Origin of the sequence: Pontimonas salivibrio (assembly GCF_002950575.1) — a bacterium.
Lineage (GTDB): Bacteria > Actinomycetota > Actinomycetes > Actinomycetales > Microbacteriaceae > Pontimonas > Pontimonas salivibrio.
Genome location: NZ_CP026923.1, coordinates 173,960 through 191,504, shown reverse-complemented (window position 1 = coordinate 191,504; position 17,545 = coordinate 173,960). Strand labels below are relative to the sequence as shown.

Sequence of the window (17,545 nt, the reverse complement as noted above, 5' to 3'; positions counted from 1 at the left end):
ACTCGGGTGGGTGAGAGTGCTTGTCGCCACCTGTAGCGTGAACTACGCCGGTCGACTAAACGCCCACCTTCCACTGGCCACAAGGCTCATCATTGCCAAGAAAGACGGCAGTGTGTTGATCCACTCTGACGGGGGAAGCTATAAGCCGTTGAATTGGATGGCTCCACCGTGTGATGTCAGCGTGATCACACCTGATGCTGATCAGGTTGCTGACGGGGTGAGCGAAGTGTGGCGGGTCACTCACCAAAAAACCGCGGACATGCTGATTCTCAGCATTCACTCCATCCACACCGAAGTGGAACACGATTTGGGTGATGATCCGGGTCTGGTCAAACAGGGTGTCGAAGCCGACCTGCAACGCCTCGTCGCCGATCAACTTGAGGTGATCGGCGAAGGGCTGGAACTGGTACGGCGAGAATTCCCCACCGCCATCGGACCCGTCGATGTGCTCGCGCGAGCTCCCGAAGGCGGAACGGTCGCCATCGAAATCAAACGGCGTGGCGACATTGACGGTGTGGAGCAGCTGACCAGGTATCGAGAGCTCCTCCAAAGAGACCCCCATCTGCGACCCGTCAGGGCCGTGTTTGCCGCACAAGAAATCAGCCCGCAAGCGAGAACCCTCGCCAAAGACCGCAATATTGACTGTGTGGTGTTGGACTATCAAGCCCTTCAACACAGCGACATCCCAGAAAACCGCCTGTTCTAACGGGCACTCCCGCATCCAGTGGGTACGCTCCTGGGGTGAGCGACTACAAAACAATCCTGTTAGACCTGGATGGCACCCTTGTCGACAGTGCACCGGGTATCACCCAGTCGATTGCTCACACTCTTCGCACCATGGGGCTGCCCGTCCCACCCATGTCGGAGCTTTTGCACTGGGTCGGACCTCCGCTACCCCAGTCTTTTGCCCGCCTGGCAGGGCTTGACCCACAAGGGGTCGACGAAGCCATTTCGATTTACCGCGAACAGTATCTGAACGTTGGCGCTTACGATTCGAAACTGTTTGACGGAACAGGGGCACTCCTTCGCGACTTGAAGGAACGGGGTCACCATTTAGCCCTCGCCACGTCAAAACCGTGGACTCCCGCAGTGTTAATGCTGGAGCACTTCACCCTTGTTCGGTTTTTCGATGTCATTGCCACCGCGGCAGACGATGAAAGCCGCGGTGCCAAACACGAAGTGATTGAGGATGCACTGGCCGGTCTTCGAGAAAAAGGTCTCCCCACCGAATCCATGCTGATGGTCGGGGACCGTATTCACGACGTTGAGGGGGCACGAACTCACGGTCTGGATACCGCCATCGTGCAGTGGGGATATGGAACACCCGAGGAATGGGAAAAAGCCCACCACAAAATTGCGACGCCCCGACAACTGCGTCAACTGCTGGGTTTACCGGCACAGTTTGAACACACAGTCCGCTAAGCGCGCCTCACCTCAGACCCGAGGGCTAACATCGGGCCATGCAGCCCAACTGGGACAACCTGGACGACCTGCCCCTGCGGTTTATTGTGCCCGAGGGGTGGCGAACCCCCGCTCCCAAGTGGATCTCACTGCACCAAGGCTTTATTCCCCCAGCTGATTGGCAGCCCTACCCAGACGCACCCGCAATCCCCCATAACTGGCCCTGGTGGGAGGAAAACGGATCTTCTTGGTACACCTTCTTCCGCTACCACGCACCTCCGCCCAGTCGGGAACTGGGCTGGTGGTTTGCCCTGGGAGCGACCGGACTGTTCACGCTCACCGTGTCACCTTTCGCCCTCGGGTTTCCGACCGCCTTCATCCCCGGCGGGCTTGCCCTTGTCGCCCTCATTGTGGGGGTGTCAGGAATTGTGAGGACCCTGCGCAAAAGCACCCACTGGGTGGGAAACGACCCGATGGACCGCGTGCGTAAGTGGTCCGATCAGAGGCGCCAAGAGTTTTACGACCGCGCCTACGACCGCCACCGGCAAAACAGTCCAGACGAACAATCGCGCCCCGAATTTGAAGCGGCTATGCACCGGCAGTGGTGGCGCGAAACCTCCGCAAACGAAGAGAGTTCGTGACCACGAACACCGACGAAAACGCCATCGCGGCACCCGCGATAAGAGGATTCAACACACCACCAACAGCGAGTGGAATGGCCACCACGTTGTAGGCGAAGGCCCAAAACAGGTTGCCCCGAATGGTCCCTAACGTTTTACTCGCCAGTGCGAGGGCGGTGGGCACCTGTTCGATGTCACCGCGAGTAATGGTGATGTCACCGGCCGACATGGCCTGGTCAGTGCCACTACCCAAGGCAATACCCACGTTGGCTGTCGCGAGCGCGGGGGCGTCGTTAATGCCGTCACCCACCATGGCCACACGGTGTCCTTCATCTTGCAGGGCACTCACCGCGTCAACTTTGCCCTCAGGGCTCACCCCCGCGATGACGCGATCAATTCCTAATTGTCCGGCGACATGTTCTGCCGGTCCTTGGCTATCTCCGGTGAGTAACACCACCTGCAGGTTTCTGGCGTGCAGGGCGGCGATGGTGGCCGCAGCCTGTGGTTTGGGCTCATCGGAGAGGTAAACCCCTCCCCATAGTTCACCGTCAACGGCGAGCCACACCGCGGTGTAGGCGTCGAGGCGCTGGTCATTAAACGCGTCAGTGAGATGCTGGGGTACGCTCAGTTGCCCCTCGGATAACCACGTTGACCGGCCGACCCGAACGCTTCTTCCCTCGATGGTGCCCTGAACACCGAAGCCGGCATCAGCACTGGCGCCCTCCACCGGGTAGGACCTGACGTGCTCGGCGTGGGCGACTAAGGCTTGCGCAATGGGGTGACTGGAGGTCGATTCGAGACTCACCAGATAGGACCAAAACTCGTCCTCGTGCTCAGTGTCAACCACGCTGTGGCTGACACTCATTGACCCTGTGGTGAGGGTTCCGGTTTTATCCAACACCACGGTGTCGACGTGTCGACTGGCCTCTAGGGCTTCGGGGCCCGAGAGCAAAATACCCAGCTCCGCCCCGCGGCCTGTTCCCGCAAGTAACGCTGTGGGTGTGGCAAGCCCCAGGGCACACGGGCAGGCAATAATCAGTGTCGCTACAGAGGCCCGAAAGGCCCACTCGGCGGAAGGGCCAAAGATTAGCCACCCAATGAGCGTGAGGATGGATAAGACGATGACAATGGGGACGAACACCCCGGAGATTTGATCGGCCAGGCGCTGGGCGCGAGCTTTACCGTTTTGGGCCCGCTCCACAATGGTGGCCATCCGTGCAAGGTGTGTATCCGCCCCCACCCGGCTGGCTTCAACCACCAAGCGGCCGTGAGAGTTGATGGTTCCGCCGATGACACTCGTTCCAGGCTGAACCTCCACGGGAACAGATTCGCCGGTCACTAATGACTGGTCGACAGCTGACGAACCCTCCAGCACAATGCCGTCGGTGGGAATCCGATCGCCGGGGCGGACGACGCAACGAGAGCCCACCAACAGCTGATCGATCGGGACAACCGTCTCAATGTCGATGGTGCCCTCAGGGCCGGGTATCTCCCGGATGACTCTGGCTTCTGCCACTCCCGCTTCCAACAGGGACGCTAATGCTTTACCGGCATCCCTTTTGGCCCTGGTTTCCAAATAACGGCCCAACAAGATGAACGTGGTGACTGCAGCAGCCACTTCCAAATAGATTTCGTTTCCGATTTGGTCTGGCGGGGCGAAAAGGTGCATCGACATCGTCATGCCAATTTCTCCCGCACCCCCCAAAATCAGCGCGTAGAGAGACCACAGCGTTGCCGCCAGGACACCAATGGACACCAAGGTGTCCATAGTCGCCTGACCGTGTTTCGCGTTCACCCACGCAGAGCGGTGGAAAGGCCATGCCCCCCAGGTCGCCACCGGCAGGGCAAGCGCCAACACCACCCATTGCCAGCCGGGAAATTGCACGAGGGGCACCATGCTCAAGACCACGACCGGGAGGGTAAATATCGAAGAGATCAAGACCCGCCGGCGAAGTGCGGCGACCCTGTCGGGCTTTGGCGGACTGTCCGCACTGTGAGCTCGGGCCTTGTAGCCGGATTTTTCGACCTGTTCAACCAGGGCCGACACATCAGGTTCAGCAGCCCAAATGGTGGCTTTCTCGGTGGCGTAGTTCACCGTTGCGGTCACACCGGGGACGGTGTTGAGACCTTTTTCTACCCGTTGCGCGCACGACGCGCAGGTCATGCCCTCAATGTCGAGCTGGATGGAATGGCTGGAGTCTGGGGTAGTGAGACTCACGAGTTCTCCGTGACCGCCTCAAGGGTGTAGCCCTCGGCGGCGACAGCCTGGGCGACGTCTGCCAAGAGGTCCCCCCCACCGTGGCTGACGGTGACTGTCGAGCGACCTTTCGGATCCAAGTCAACGTCTACAGATTCGACACCCTCAAGCGCCCCTAATGCACCGGAAACACTGCCCACGCAGTGGTCACAGGTCATTCCTGATACTTCGACAACAAGGGTGCTCATGCTGTTCTCCTTAAATCCCTCAAGGGTGGTGATACCTGTGCGGTGAGCTGCACTGAGACGTACACGCGTGGACTCTTAGTTGTTAACAGTTACCTCAACCACAGTATTCCCCGCAGTGGCATGCGGGTACGGAAATAATCACGAATGGGGAGATGAAGAGTGCTCTGAGCATTTCATCAATGCGTATGTGACGGCTTGTTCATTGCCCTCTCAGCAAATGGCTCCAGCATGGGGTCATGTCATCGACAGTTACCCCCACCAGCAGCCAAGAGACAGGATCGTCTCCTGCACCAACAACCAGTACTACGTTCAAGATCGCAGACGGTTCGGCAGTGCTGGAGGCTGTTCAATCGTCTTTGGTGTGCTCTGGCAATGGCAGCGTCTCTGACGACACCATTGATGTCGTCTCGCCAGTCACCGGTGACGTGTGGTTGTCTCTGCCCCAATCGACTCCCGCTGATGTGCGGGAGGCTGCCGCGAGGGCGCGTGCCGCTCAGCGTGGTTGGGCAACACGTCCCCTGCATGAGCGCACCCGGGCCGCCCGGCGCCTACACACGCTGATTCTGGACCGCGCAGAGGACATCGCGGACATTATCGGCATGGAGACGGGTAAGGCTAGGCGCAACGCAATGGAAGAAGTCGCCGATGTCGCGATGACGGCGTTGTATTACGCGAAGAATGCGAAGCGGCACCTGGGACCACACCGGCGAAAAGCGGGGTTTCCGATCCTGACTCACACCGTTGAGCAGTCAGTGCCCAAAGGCTTAGTGGGGATGATTACGCCTTGGAATTACCCGCTCACTATTCCCATTTCTGACGCGATTGCCGCGCTGTTGGCAGGAAATGCCGTGGTGATTAAGCCCGACACCCAGACCACTCTCAGTGCACTGTGGGGCATGGAGCTGTTGGTGGAAGCAGGACTACCGCGGGATCTTTTCCTCGCCGTCACCGGAAACCCTGCCGAGATCGGCGAAGCGTTGATTACCGAATCTGACTATGTGGCCTTCACCGGTTCGACAGCGACCGGGACCCATGTGGCAACGGAATGCGCAAAAAGGCTCATCGGCTGCAGTGTGGAACTGGGTGGCAAAAACCCGATGATTGTCCTGCCCGATGCGCCGCTCGACCGCGCAGCCAAAAGCATTGTCCAGTCGGCGTTTTCTAACGCAGGTCAGTTGTGTATGAGTATTGAGCGGATCTATGTCCACCGCGACGTGTTCGATGATTTTCTCGACAAAGCTGTCGACACGATTAAGCACCTCACTCTCGGTGTCGGTCTGGATTACGAGTTCGACATCGGTTCGCTGGTGTCGAAGCAACAACTGGAGCGCGTCGGCGCTCACGTTCAGGACGCAGTGGCACGCGGTGCCACCGTTCACGTGGGGGGCGCACACCGACCAGACATTGGTCCTTACGTGTTCGAGCCCACCCTGCTCACCGGTGTTGATGAGTCGATGGCGTTGTGCAGAGAAGAAACTTTTGGCCCCGTCATTGCCCTCTACCCGGTGGATTCAGACGCAGAAGCCGTGATGAGGGCAAACGATTCCGACTACGGCTTAAACGCCAGCGTGTGGGGCTCCGTGTCCCGGGCAACTCCCATCGCCCACCAGATTGAGGCCGGAAGCGTGAACATTAACGAAGGGTTTACCGCGACCTGGACCTCTCACGATGCCCCCATGGGGGGCTTTAAACGCTCGGGGCTTGGGCGTCGACACGGCCGGGAAGGCATTACCCGCTTCACCGAATCCCGCACAGTGTCCACCCAGCGCCTGATCACCATCGACCGTCCGGACACAATGGGTAACAAGGATTTCGCTCAGTTGATGATCCGAGGCCTTCGGCTGCTTCGGCACCTCCCCTGATGATTAGCTGGGGCTGTTTCCTGAACGCTCGCCGTCTCGATTGCGCTGTGGAAAAGCCACCAGCTCCAGGTACTCATCGGCAGTCCAACAAATAAGACGTCCCCGTTGATTTTTTGTTCGTCTGAGTACCCCCAGCTCGGCCAACTCCGTAAGCGCCCGGTGGGCGGCTTGTTCAGAGATGGCGAGTCGGGAACTTACTGAACCGACCGTCACAACGGGGTGGGAGGCGAGGGTGTGAAGAATCCGGCGCACGGCGGCGTCGCTTCGGGGTATGGCGGGACGCGTTCCTCGATGGTTGCGAAACGCGACCAGTCGCTCAAAGATCTCCGCGTCAAGTAACTCAATATCTTCGGCAAGTTCAATCGCGTATCGCGCCGCTGCCTCAACCGCACCCGAAAACGCAATCACCCAGTCATCAAGAGCGGGAGGCTGCTCGCGGTAGCTACTAAGGCCCGCAAGGTAGTTCGCTGTGTGAGAGGCAAACACCGTGCTGATAGGGATGGGGCTGTTTCTCACTGCGTCGGCCCGACGAAGAATGGTGTGGATGATGGCGCGACCGGTGCGCCCGTTGCCGTCAATAAAGGGGTGAATCGTTTCGCACTGTGCGTGCGCAATGGCTGCCCTGACCGCGGGATTGCCTTCGGTTTCCGTGATGAAGTGAGCCAGGTCTTCCACTAACCGCGCCACTTCTGTCTCCGGCGGCGGAATGAAATCTGCTCTCAGCGGTGACCAACCCGAACCACCCACCCAGTTTTGCTCGGTTCTCAATCCTCGTGGAAGGCGTGGTTCGATGATGTGCTGAAGGTCGATTAGGTCCTCGGTGGTAATCGGACGGGTCGGATCAGCTAGGTCCGCAATGGCATTTTCCGTGGCGTGAACGGTAGCGACGACGTCGAGAGCCTGGCGTGTTCCTTCGTTGAGTAGTTCAGCAATCGCAAGGCGCTTCGGGCTTACTCGATTTCCTTCGATCCACGACGACGAGATGGATTCGGACCGAATCAACAAATGGTTTAAGTCGGCACCACGCCGGCCAATTCGCTCATCCGCGCGGACGAGGACCACCAGGGCTTCCTCGGCCGCCTGTTGTGCCTCGGGGCTTAACGTCGGAAGATGGGTGCCCAATTCATCCGGAACATACGCCTGGTAGCGACCAGGCAAGCGGTCTTTTCTGCTCAGCCCATGGGTTCGCTCAGGTTGCCAGACGCGTTCAACGAAAGACGCCATGACCATCACCCCCCACTCACACTATCTCACCTTTAGTGGTGCTAAAGGTGAGATACCTCGTTCGGGCTCTCACTTAGTCGGATAGGGCATTGATCCCCACACAGGGCAACGCCTCTGAGTATCCAGCAACGCTCAATCGAGCAGATTCGTGCAGTGGAAGTGGACGCAACCATTCCGCCCACATGGCGACCAAGCCCGCTGGGGCCGGGATTCGAATCCCGAAGGATCATTTCTCTTGTGCGCGAGGGGGGACTTGAACCCCCACGCCCTTGCGGGCACTGGCACCTGAAGCCAGCGCGTCTGCCAATTCCGCCACTCGCGCGTGAGATCAACCGCCGTGGTTGACAGGCTGAGAGTAGCACAGGGCGACGGTGGCACACCGGGCCCCCAGCAGGGCTTACTCCCACAAATTGGCCTCCTTCGCCGGCTACCATCGAGGGCACACAACCGCCTCCGGAGGAATCATGGGTTTTCTCGACAGCTTTGAACGCTCGGTCGAGCGCGCTGTGGGGGGCGCTTTTGCGAAAACGTTTAAAAGTGGGGTGCACCCGTTAGAAATCGCGTCGGCGCTAAAACGGGAAATGGACTCTCAAGCGGTGATCGTTAACCCTCAACGGATGCTCGTGCCCCGCGACTATTTCGTCTCCCTCTCAGAGGCTGACTACGAGCGCCTTGACGCACTCGGAGCATCGCTACGCGACGAACTGGCCAATGAACTCGGCAGCCACCAACAACACCAGGGTTATTACGCCACCGCCAGCCCGCGGGTTTCGCTACGAATCGACCGGGCCCTCGGTGAAGGAATGGTGGGCGCGAGCGCTGTCGTGACCAAAGGGCCCCTGGTCTGGATTCCGGTACTCGATGTGGACGGAACCAGATACCCGCTGGTGAAGAGGAAAACCCTGCTCGGACGGGGAAGCGACGTCGATATTGCCCTGGAAGCTCGTGGTGTGTCACGCCACCACTGCGAAATTCGGTGGAACGGGAAAGATGCCGAAGTAGTGGATTTGGGCTCCACCAATGGCACCGAAATCGACGGTGTGACGGTGACTCACCACCCCCTTCCTGACCGATGCATTCTCGGTGTCGGTCAGGCGCGTATTGTGGTGGCAGTGGTTCCCCAGCTTCAGAAGGAATATCAAGGCCTCGTAGAGTCCGGGCGGGGCCCTCAGTCGGAGGATGCACCGTGAGTCAATTGACACTCTTTGTCCTTCAACTGGCCTTCCTCGGCTTACTGTGGGCGTTCATTTTCGCCATCGTCTACGCGCTACGAACAGACCTTTTCGGCCCACCCATGCGGCGCAACGATCAAAGTGGGCCGCAACGCGTTCGCCAAGACAGTCAGCCAGAAACACAACCCACTCCCACCACACCCAGTGGCATTGCCACCAGTTTGGTGGTCACCTCGGGCCCGAAAGAGGGGCTCGAAATTCCTCTCGATAAAGAAGAACAGTTCACGATTGGTCGCTCTGCCGAATCAAGCCTCGTCATTCGGGATGACTTCACCTCAACCCATCACGCTCGCTTGATGCTGTGGAACGAACAGTGGATGGTTCAGGATCTTGACTCCACCAACGGGACGTTACTGGCCGGAAAACGTGTCAGCATCCCAACCCCTATTCCCTTAGACACCCCCATTCAGGTGGGCGAAACCACCTTCGAGCTGCGACGGTAACGCCCGGTGGTCACTCCCGTTCTCAGCGCCGCCTCGTCCCACATTGGCAAGGTGCGCGCCAGCAACCAAGATTCTGGGTCAGTAGGAAACCATCTCTTCGTGGTCGCCGACGGGATGGGCGGCCATGCCGGAGGTGATGTCGCCAGCGCCATTGCGGTGAAACACCTGGTGGGTATTGACCAGGCATTTGAAAATACCGACGATGCCCGCGAAGAGCTCTACCGGGGAATTTTGGATGCCGGCGCCAAACTCACCCAAGCCGTCGCTGAGCACCCAGAACTCACCGGGATGGGAACCACCGTGAGTGCCATGGTGCGTGTGGGCCATCAGATGGTGATTGCCCACATCGGCGATTCACGGATTTACCGCCTACGCGATGGCACCCTGGAGCAAATCACTGCCGACCACACTTTCGTTCAACGCTTGGTCGACACGGGTCGCATTACTCCTGAAGAAGCCGCCGTCCACCCCAGGCGCAGCGTTCTGATGAGGGTGCTGGGTGACGTCGATGTCGACCCTGAAATCGACACCCACATTGTGGACACTGCGCCCGGCGATCGCTGGTTACTGTGCTCCGACGGCCTCAGCGGTTACGTCTCTGAGCGGGAGATGGCCGAAATTCTCCTCAGTATCGACGACCCTCGAGAAGCCGTCGACAAACTAATCCTCGCCAGTTTGGCCGAAGGCGCACCCGACAATGTCACGGTTGTCATCGCCCACGTAGAGGAAGGCTTCGAACACTCCCCTCCGGCAGAACCTCAGATTGTTGGGTCCGCATCCGAACCACTCACCTACGAAACCGGCCCTGTGACCCGGGTTCAGCGGCTTCCGGCATTACTGCTCCACCCCTTGCGGGCACAACCCATTGCGGATGAGCATTTCGAGCCCGAAGAGGGCTACCTCGAAGAACTCATCGAAGAGGACCGTCAGCGCCTCCGGCGCCGCCGGATTGTGTGGTCCATTGGGGTGGTGCTCGTGATCGGCGCCATTGCCTGGGGCGTCGTTGCCAGCTACCAGTGGACCCAGACGAAATTCTTCGTGGGAGAAGATGACGGCGTCGTCGTCATCTATCAGGGTGTCCAACAAAACGTGGGGCCTTTCAGCCTCTCGAGTCCGTTTGAAGACACCGGCATCGTCGTCGACGAGCTCCCCCTGTTTATCCAAGACAGCGTCAGAGACACCCTGCCGGCAGACAATTTGGAAGAAGCCCGAGACATTGTCGAGAGGCTGACCCGTGACTAACCAGGCTTCGCTCCCTCCCCTCGCGCCCGTCACCGGGCGCGTGGTGTTGAAGGTGCGGGTGCCCAAGCGGCTTCGCAACCTTGAACTGCTCCTTCTTGTCTTTGCACTGGGGTTGAGCGCTGTTGCGATGTCGCTGGTGCAATTTGGCGCTCAAGGCGGACTTGATCTTCGTGTTCTGAGCTACGTCGGTGGACTTGCTGGGCTGGTGCTGTTGGTTCACCTTGCGGTGCGCTGGTTGGCGCCGGACGCCGATCCGTTTGTTGTTCCCATTGCGACAATGCTTAATGGTTTAGGGATCACCATGATCCACCGGCTCGATATCGCCGAAGGTCTTGTCGGCTGGCAAGCAGCCGGTATTAGGCAGATGGCGTGGACGGCTGTGGCGCTTGTCGCTGTCGTGTTGGTGCTCCTGGTGGTGAGAAACCATCGAGTGCTCCAGCGCTACCGCTACCTGGCAATGCTCGCCGGAGTAGCCCTGCTGGCCTTGCCATTAGTACCCGGAATTGGGCGGACCGTGAACGGCGCCACGCTGTGGGTCCAGTTTGGTCAAGTGTCGTTCCAGCCGGGTGAGGTGGCAAAGATTGCGTTGGCCATTTTCTTCGCGGGCTACCTCCTTACGGCAAAGGATTCGCTTCGCGTGGTGGGGAAGAAGTTCTTAGGTGTGCGCTGGCCCCGCCTTCGAGACCTTGGCCCCATCGTGTTGATTTGGGGCCTGTCGATGGGGGTGTTGGTTTTCCAACGCGACTTGGGCACCTCGCTGCTCTACTTCGGATTATTCGTCGTGATGATGTTCATCGCCACTGAGCGATTTATGTGGATTGTGTTGGGTGGGGGTCTTTTTCTCGCCGGTGCCGCGATTGTGGGAAGCCAGATTGGCTACGTCCAAGGTCGTATTTTTGGTTGGTTAAATTCCTTTAACCAAGACGTGTACGAAGCCATTGGGGGGAGCTACCAACTGGTCCAAGGCCTCTTTGGTTTCGCCGAAGGAGGCTTTATCGGCCAAGGGTTGGGCCAAGGCCAACCCGACCTGGTCCCCCTCGCTGAGAGCGACTACATTGTGGCCGCTCTCGGTGAAGAGTTGGGGCTCATCGGGGTGTTCGCCATTTTGGCGCTGTATTTGCTTTTGGTCAGCCGGGGTTTCCGTGTGGGGTATTTGGGTACGGAAGATTTCGGCCGGCTTCTCGCCTCCGGGCTGGCGTTTGTCATCGCACTGCAGGTTTTTGTGGTGATTGGCGGGCTCACGCGAATCATTCCCGTTACCGGCCTCACCACCCCGTTCCTGGCCGCTGGGGGGTCCTCACTGGTCGCCAACTGGATGATTGTGGCGCTGATTTTGCGCCTGAGCGATGACGCCACCACCCGAGATCGCCAACTCTCCGGGGGTGGCTCATGATTCGCTCACTGAAACTGACGGGTGGCGTCGTGGTGGTGTTATTCATCGCGCTTTTCGTGTCCACGTCAGTGGTCCAAGTATTGGCAGCCCCCGCGCTCACCAATGATGACCGAAACGTCCGGAACCTTTTTGAAAGCTTCTCTGCCGAACGGGGTCCCATTTTCGCGGGAAATGAACTCGTGGCACGCTCCACACCGGTCGACACCCAGTACCGCTATTTGCGCGAATACCCCCACCCGGAGCTGTATGCACCAGTCGTGGGTTACTACACACTCACCCAAGGAAACGCCGGTATCGAAAGTGAGCTGAACCCTTTTCTCACCGGTCAGTCCAACCAACAGTTTTTAGATCAGCTGAACTCGTTGGTGACCGGCACAACACCCACCGGTGCCACGGTGGTCTTAAGCCTCGACCACGAACTGCAACAGGTCGCCTTTGACGCGTTAGCCGGCCGAAGTGGTTCCGTGGTCGCCATCGAACCTTCCACCGGTCGGATCCTGGCGATGGTGTCGACCCCCTCCTTTGACCCCAACCAGTTAGCGTCGCATTCGACCACGGATGTTCTGGAGGCCTACCGGGCGTTGGAGGCAGACAGCAATCAACCGTTAGCCAATAAGGCCATCGCCGGCGACCAATACTTCCCGGGCAGTGTTTTTAAAGTGTTGGTCACTGCGGCGGCCTTGGAATCCCAATCGTTTGTTTCCGGCAGTCAATTTCCTAACCCCCCAGAGCTTCAGTTGCCGCTGTCCAACAGCATTGTGACTAACTCGGGGGGGCGCCTATGTGGTCCGGATGAAGAAGTGAGCCTCGAAACGGCCCTGATCCAGTCCTGCAACATTCCGTTCGCTGAACTGGGTCTTGCCCTCGGAGAGGGCACAATCGGCTCTATGGCTGATGACTTCGGATTCGAAGCGACACTCGAAATTCCGATGCCCGTCACCCCCTCTCGTTACCCCCGAGGGATGGACCAAGCTCAACTGATGCTGTCGTCGTTTGGTCAATACGACGTTCGAGTCACGCCACTGCAAGTCGCCATGATGAGCGCAGCAATCGCGAATGAGGGTGAATTGATGACGCCCCACATTGTCGACACCGTGCTGGCTGATGACTTAGAAGCCCTCCGAGAAACCGAACCCTCTGTGTATTCGACTCCGCTTTCTGGTCGCACCGCAAGAGAATTGCAGCGAATGTTGATTCGCGCAGTCGACGACGGCGTCGCCAACCAAGCGTCCATTCCCGGGGTTGATGTGGCCGGGAAAACAGGAACTGCCGAAACGGGTATTGGCGATGGGCGCTATTTCTGGTTTACCGGCTTCACCCCTGCCGACCAGGGTGACATTGCTGTGGCGGTCGTCGTCGAAGGGGTCGCGGCCGATGGAACGGGTAACTCCGTGGCGGCACCAGTGGCCAAAGCGGTACTTGAAGAGATGGTGAACAGATGAGACCCAGTACTGGCCAGGTCTACGGCAACCGCTACGAACTGATTTCCCGTATCGCCATCGGGGGGATGGGTGAAGTCTGGAAAGCGACCGACACCGTCATCGGTCGCACAGTGGCCATCAAAATCTTGAAAGAGGAATACTTCGGCGATCCGGGTTTCCGCGAGCGCTTTCGCGCTGAGGCTCGCCACGCGGCACTCGTCAACCATGAAGGCATCGCCAATGTCTTCGACTACGGCGAAGAAGAAGGTAACGCCTACCTGGTGATGGAGATGGTGCCCGGTGAAGCCCTCTCGACCGTACTGGAGCGCGAAAAAGTACTGCCACCGGAACGGGTGCTGTCGATTGTGCGCCAAACAGCCTTAGCCCTGCACCAAGCCCACCAGGCCGGGTTGGTCCACCGCGACGTCAAACCGGGCAACCTGTTGATCACGCCAGATGGCACCGTGAAAATCACCGACTTTGGTATTGCCCGGGTCGCCGACCAGGTCCCTCTCACTGCTACCGGGCAGGTGATGGGAACCGTGCAGTATTTGGCCCCCGAGCAGGCCAGCGGAAAACCAGCATCGCCATCGACAGACATTTACTCTCTCGGAATTGTCGCCTACGAAGCGCTCTCTGGCAGGCGGCCTTTCCGCGGTGAATCTCAAGTGTCGATCGCAATGGCGCACATCAAAGAAGCACCACCTGAGTTACCGGGAACCATTCCTGAAGCGGTGCGTGCGCTTGTCATGTCGTGTATTGCGAAGAAACCCGAAGGGCGCCCCGCGACGGCAGAAGCATTAGCTAAAGCAGCTCGAGCCATGGAGCGTGGGCACAACGAAGAGGGCCTTTCCTACATTCCGGCTCCGGGTGCAAGCTCTGGGGCCGCCAGTGGCAGTGGAGGCGGTTCGGGGACGGGCTCCTCAACAACCCAACCGATTCCGGTCGTTGAGGAGGGAATCCCTAGGCGTGTGTGGACCATTGCGGTCGCCGGAGGGGTCGGTGTGATTGCGTTAGTCATTGGCGCGATTGCTTTAATCAATTCCCAATTGGGTCCAGAATCTGAGGTACCACCTGAACAGCCCGCGGTCATTTCCGAAGAGCCGGAACCTACGGTGGAAGACACACCGGAGCCCGTGACCCCCGAAGTAGAAGAACCGGAACCGGTCGTGGAACCAGAACCGGTAGTGACCACTGTGAGCGTGCCCAGCTCTGAAATGATCGGTAAAACACAGGCTCAGGTGACAGAAATCCTCACCGGCCTGAACCTGCGCATTGATGCCATCACGGGCAACATTGCGCCATCCAAGGATGCTGTCGGTCAGGCCTACCGGGTGAACCCCACAGGAACCGTCGCCGAAAACACCCTCATCGCGGTCTACTTTTACGCAGAAATTCCCAGTCCCCCCGCCCCGTCGAAAATCGTTGTGGACCCCGTCGAAGGTCCTTACGAGCCGGGTGACCAAATCACCCTGAGCTGGCCCGCATACGCCCAATGTCCCACCGGGTTCCCCGTCACCAGCTACCGTCTCGAAGTCACCCGAGGAACCCTCGTCGACCAGGACGACAGCGTATTGGAGGCGAACGTCACCTCGGTCGCAGTGACCCTGGGAGATCCGGGCAACTTTTCGGCCAGTTATGTGGTGAGTTGCTCCGATATCAACACCCCGAAGTCCTCAGCGGCGACCCTCACTATTTCCGATCCGGATGCGCCAGAAGAAGGCTCAGGTGGCTCCGACACAGATGGTGGAACAACCGATTAAGTAGACTGTCAGCTTGGCCGGCATGTTGACCAGCCCGGCACGTCGAGGAGTGAACCAATAGTGAGCAACCACCAGAAGGGGCCATGGACTGGCCGACTGCTCGGTGGCCGCTACGAGGTCCACAACATTGTCGGTCGCGGTGGTATGGCCGATGTCTACAAGGGTCGGGATGCACGTCTGGCCAGAGATGTGGCCATCAAAGTCTTGAAATCAACGCTTTCCACTGACGCGAACGCCAGGGAAAGGTTCCGCCGTGAAGCGATGGCCGTGTCGAAAATGGCCCACCCCACTGTGGTGCGCGTTTTCGATGCGGGGGACGAAGGCGACACCGACGATGTCGGAAACCCGACCGGGTCCACAACGCCCTACATCGTGATGGAGTTTGTGCAGGGTCGCCTGTTGGGCGACATCATTCACCGCGGAATTATCGACGAAGCTGCGGCATTAGGCATCGCCGACGGGATGCTGAACGCGCTTGAAGTGTCCCACCAGGCTGGCATTGTTCACCGCGACATCAAACCTGCCAACGTCATGATCACCACCAACGGTGGTGTAAAGGTCATGGATTTTGGAATCGCCCGGGCGATTGCCGACACGGTGGCTAACGGTGGAGAAACCTCGTCGATCTTGGGCACAGCAATGTATCTCTCACCGGAGCAAGCCCGCGGCCAAGACGCCACAGAACGCAGTGACCTCTACGCCCTCGGTGTCGTTCTCTACGAAATGCTCGCCGGTCGGCCACCATTCGAGGGTGATTCACCTGTCGCGGTCGCCTTTCAGCACATCAACGATGAGCCGGCGCCCCTTGGATTGCAAAACCCTTCCGTAAGCAAAGGCACGGCAGCCATCGTGCACAAGCTGTTAGAAAAAGAGCCAGCTCATCGTTTCTCCTCCGCAACCGAGGTGCGAAAAGCCCTTCTGGCCCTTCCCGAGCCGGGAACCCAAGAGGCTGAACAGACGCAGTGGGCACCTGCCGCGAGCGATACTGAGCCGCCCGTTGTGACATCGAGCATCCCTCAGGCCACCTGGCAGTCACGCGCTGAACCCGCCGTGGATTTCACGCTCCCCGCAGGTCAGAATGTTCAACAGGCCAGTGTGCCGCGGTTAGCCATCGCACTGGGTTCAGTCATCGCCATTTCGATGCTGATTGCCATCGTGGTGTGGCTGTTTACGCTAAACCCCACGACAGTGTCGACGGCGACTGCTCCGATGGTTCCGGACCTTCGAGGCCAAAGCCAAGTGGTCGCGGTGAGCACCATTGAGTCGTTGGGTCTCACGCCGAGCGTCATTGAAGAAGTCAGCGGCGAATTTGAGGAAGGTTTGGTGATTCGCACCGAACCCGGGACAGGAATTCGCGTCGCTCCTGGTGAGCGTGTTCGCGTGTATGTCTCGGCAGGAGCAGACCAAATTCGTTTACCCGACCTGGTGAACCAAACTTCTGAAGACGCACGAGCCCGGGTGACCGAGTTGGGTCTGGGTCTCACCGAAGACCGCACCGACTATTCCCCCAATATTCCAGAGGGCACTGTATTGGCCACCCTGCCCGAAGCGGGGGTCATGCTGAACCCCTCAGACCCCATCACTCTGGTGGTCTCGAACGGTTTAGTGCAGGTTCCTGATGTGCGGGGAATCACTGTCGGTGAGGCAAACCCTCTCCTGAGTGGCCCAGATATTCAGTTGACCGTTCGCCTTGAACCCGACCCCACCTGTCTGGGACAAACGGTCCAAGCACAGTCGCTCACCCCCGGTGAGCACCCACAGCGCTCAGAAATTACCTTGACCTACTGTGCAGGTTTTGACCCGACAAACCCGTTCGTCCCTGAAGAGGGTGACGGCTAAAGCCGGACGGTGACCCTAAGCTTTCGGGGCCGTGACCCTCGGGCTTAAGGTTTTTGCGGTACTCGCTGCTCCTGCCAGCCCTGTCTGTTCCAACCAGTTCCCAAGCATTTGGTATCCCCCCTCGGTCACGACCGATTCGGGGTGGAATTGAACCCCAAAGACGGGTTCCTGCTTGTGGCACAGACCCATGATGACCCCACCCTGGGTGGCGGCGGTCACGTTGAGTTGTTCCGGGACTGTCCCGTCGACAACAGCGAGGCTGTGATACCTGGTCGCCCGGAACGATTCGGGTACTCCCTCGAAGAGCGCGCTACCGTCGTGGCGGACCTGGGAGGTTTTACCGTGCATGAGCTCTTCGGCGTGTTCGACCCGCGCTCCGAGGGCTTCCGCAATTGCCTGGTGGCCTAAACACACACCCAGAAGTGGCTTGTGGGCTCGGATTGCCTCGTGAACCACGGGAATAGATATTCCCGCATCTGCGGGAGTCCCTGGGCCGGGTGAGAGCAGCACCCCGTCGTAGCGGGCGATGAGTTCCGGCAGTTCGTCCACTGTGACCGAGTCGTTTCTGATCACATCAGTCGTGGCGCCCAACTGATGGAGGTAGCCATTGAGTGTGTAGACAAAGCTGTCGTAGTTGTCGACAACGAGAATATGAACCAT

At 59.0% G+C, this 17,545-nt stretch carries 15 protein-coding genes and 1 tRNA gene; 11 read left to right on the top strand and 5 right to left on the bottom strand.

Annotation, left to right across the window (positions count from 1 at the left end):
- Window positions 1-10 precede the first annotated feature (10 nt).
- From nucS to C3B54_RS01020, 3 genes are read left to right on the top strand one after another with little or no spacing between them, the layout of a single operon-like run.
- Complete coding sequence (gene nucS, locus C3B54_RS01030) at window positions 11-706, top strand: endonuclease NucS (RefSeq protein WP_104912855.1); 696 nt, start codon at window positions 11-13, stop codon at window positions 704-706.
- Between the two features lie 35 nt (window positions 707-741).
- Window positions 742-1,422: an HAD hydrolase-like protein gene (locus tag C3B54_RS01025; protein WP_158665454.1), complete on the top strand. Its 681-nt coding sequence runs from the start codon at window positions 742-744 to the stop codon at window positions 1,420-1,422.
- A gap of 38 nt (window positions 1,423-1,460) precedes the next feature.
- The gene (locus tag C3B54_RS01020) at window positions 1,461-2,042 is read left to right on the top strand and encodes a hypothetical protein (protein WP_104912853.1); all 582 of its coding nucleotides are present in this window, start codon (window positions 1,461-1,463) and stop codon (window positions 2,040-2,042) included.
- Here the strand turns inward: C3B54_RS01020 and C3B54_RS01015 are convergent.
- Window positions 1,990-4,239 carry a heavy metal translocating P-type ATPase gene (locus C3B54_RS01015; RefSeq protein WP_281256240.1) on the bottom strand — a complete coding sequence of 750 codons (2,250 nt, stop codon included), beginning with the start codon at window positions 4,237-4,239 and terminating at the stop codon, window positions 1,990-1,992. The two genes, C3B54_RS01020 and C3B54_RS01015, sit on opposite strands and share 53 nt — an antisense overlap.
- On the bottom strand, window positions 4,236-4,466 hold the full coding sequence (locus tag C3B54_RS01010) for a heavy-metal-associated domain-containing protein (RefSeq protein ID WP_104912852.1): 231 nt from the start codon (window positions 4,464-4,466) through the stop codon (window positions 4,236-4,238). Before C3B54_RS01010 ends, C3B54_RS01015 begins: the two co-directional genes overlap by 4 nt.
- Window positions 4,467-4,702: 236 nt before the next feature.
- Between C3B54_RS01010 and C3B54_RS01005 the strand changes: the two genes are divergently transcribed.
- Window positions 4,703-6,328, top strand: coding sequence for a succinic semialdehyde dehydrogenase (locus tag C3B54_RS01005; RefSeq protein WP_104912851.1), 1,626 nt, complete (start codon window positions 4,703-4,705; stop codon window positions 6,326-6,328).
- Window positions 6,329-6,331: 3 nt separating this feature from the next.
- Here C3B54_RS01005 and C3B54_RS01000 read toward each other — a convergent pair whose 3' ends face one another.
- Together C3B54_RS01000 and C3B54_RS00995 are read right to left on the bottom strand one after the other, a co-directional pair.
- On the bottom strand, window positions 6,332-7,552 hold the full coding sequence (locus C3B54_RS01000; protein WP_104914176.1) for a Fic family protein: 1,221 nt from the start codon (window positions 7,550-7,552) through the stop codon (window positions 6,332-6,334).
- Between the two features lie 238 nt (window positions 7,553-7,790).
- Window positions 7,791-7,874 (bottom strand) — tRNA-Leu (locus C3B54_RS00995).
- 142 nt (window positions 7,875-8,016) lie between these two features.
- Between C3B54_RS00995 and C3B54_RS00990 the strand changes: the two genes are divergently transcribed.
- The 7 genes from C3B54_RS00990 to pknB are packed head-to-tail and all read left to right on the top strand — an operon-like array spanning window position 8,017 to window position 16,885.
- Window positions 8,017-8,742 (top strand): FHA domain-containing protein, encoded by a 726-nt coding sequence (locus C3B54_RS00990; protein ID WP_104912850.1) that lies wholly within the window; start codon window positions 8,017-8,019, stop codon window positions 8,740-8,742.
- The gene (locus tag C3B54_RS00985; RefSeq protein WP_104912849.1) at window positions 8,739-9,227 is read left to right on the top strand and encodes an FHA domain-containing protein FhaB/FipA; all 489 of its coding nucleotides are present in this window, start codon (window positions 8,739-8,741) and stop codon (window positions 9,225-9,227) included. Before C3B54_RS00990 ends, C3B54_RS00985 begins: the two co-directional genes overlap by 4 nt.
- 6 nt (window positions 9,228-9,233) lie before the next feature.
- Complete coding sequence (locus C3B54_RS00980; RefSeq protein ID WP_104912848.1) at window positions 9,234-10,469, top strand: PP2C family protein-serine/threonine phosphatase; 1,236 nt, start codon at window positions 9,234-9,236, stop codon at window positions 10,467-10,469.
- On the top strand, window positions 10,462-11,862 hold the full coding sequence (locus tag C3B54_RS00975; RefSeq protein WP_245867954.1) for an FtsW/RodA/SpoVE family cell cycle protein: 1,401 nt from the start codon (window positions 10,462-10,464) through the stop codon (window positions 11,860-11,862). Before C3B54_RS00980 ends, C3B54_RS00975 begins: the two co-directional genes overlap by 8 nt.
- Window positions 11,859-13,304 (top strand): peptidoglycan D,D-transpeptidase FtsI family protein, encoded by a 1,446-nt coding sequence (locus C3B54_RS00970; protein ID WP_104912847.1) that lies wholly within the window; start codon window positions 11,859-11,861, stop codon window positions 13,302-13,304. The genes C3B54_RS00975 and C3B54_RS00970 overlap by 4 nt, the downstream gene beginning before the upstream one ends.
- Entirely contained in the window at window positions 13,301-15,046 is a 1,746-nt protein-coding gene (locus tag C3B54_RS00965) for a serine/threonine-protein kinase (RefSeq protein WP_104912846.1), read from the top strand. The genes C3B54_RS00970 and C3B54_RS00965 overlap by 4 nt, the downstream gene beginning before the upstream one ends.
- 60 nt (window positions 15,047-15,106) lie before the next feature.
- The gene (gene pknB / locus C3B54_RS00960; protein ID WP_158665453.1) at window positions 15,107-16,885 is read left to right on the top strand and encodes a Stk1 family PASTA domain-containing Ser/Thr kinase; all 1,779 of its coding nucleotides are present in this window, start codon (window positions 15,107-15,109) and stop codon (window positions 16,883-16,885) included.
- A 15-nt stretch (window positions 16,886-16,900) separates the two neighbouring features.
- Here the strand turns inward: pknB and C3B54_RS00955 are convergent, their stop codons facing one another.
- On the bottom strand, window positions 16,901-17,545 hold the full coding sequence (locus C3B54_RS00955; protein WP_104912844.1) for an anthranilate synthase component II: 645 nt from the start codon (window positions 17,543-17,545) through the stop codon (window positions 16,901-16,903).

Coding starts and splice junctions, on each gene's coding strand:
- C3B54_RS01020 (WP_104912853.1), top strand. CDS start 1,461: ATGCAGCCCAACTGGGACAACCTGGACGACCTGCCCCTGCGGTTTATT.
- C3B54_RS01010 (WP_104912852.1), bottom strand. CDS start 4,466: ATGAGCACCCTTGTTGTCGAAGTATCAGGAATGACCTGTGACCACTGC.
- C3B54_RS01005 (WP_104912851.1), top strand. CDS start 4,703: ATGTCATCGACAGTTACCCCCACCAGCAGCCAAGAGACAGGATCGTCT.
- C3B54_RS01000 (WP_104914176.1), bottom strand. CDS start 7,552: ATGGCGTCTTTCGTTGAACGCGTCTGGCAACCTGAGCGAACCCATGGG.
- C3B54_RS00990 (WP_104912850.1), top strand. CDS start 8,017: ATGGGTTTTCTCGACAGCTTTGAACGCTCGGTCGAGCGCGCTGTGGGG.
- C3B54_RS00970 (WP_104912847.1), top strand. CDS start 11,859: ATGATTCGCTCACTGAAACTGACGGGTGGCGTCGTGGTGGTGTTATTC.
- C3B54_RS00965 (WP_104912846.1), top strand. CDS start 13,301: ATGAGACCCAGTACTGGCCAGGTCTACGGCAACCGCTACGAACTGATT.
- C3B54_RS00955 (WP_104912844.1), bottom strand. CDS start 17,545: ATGGTTCATATTCTCGTTGTCGACAACTACGACAGCTTTGTCTACACA.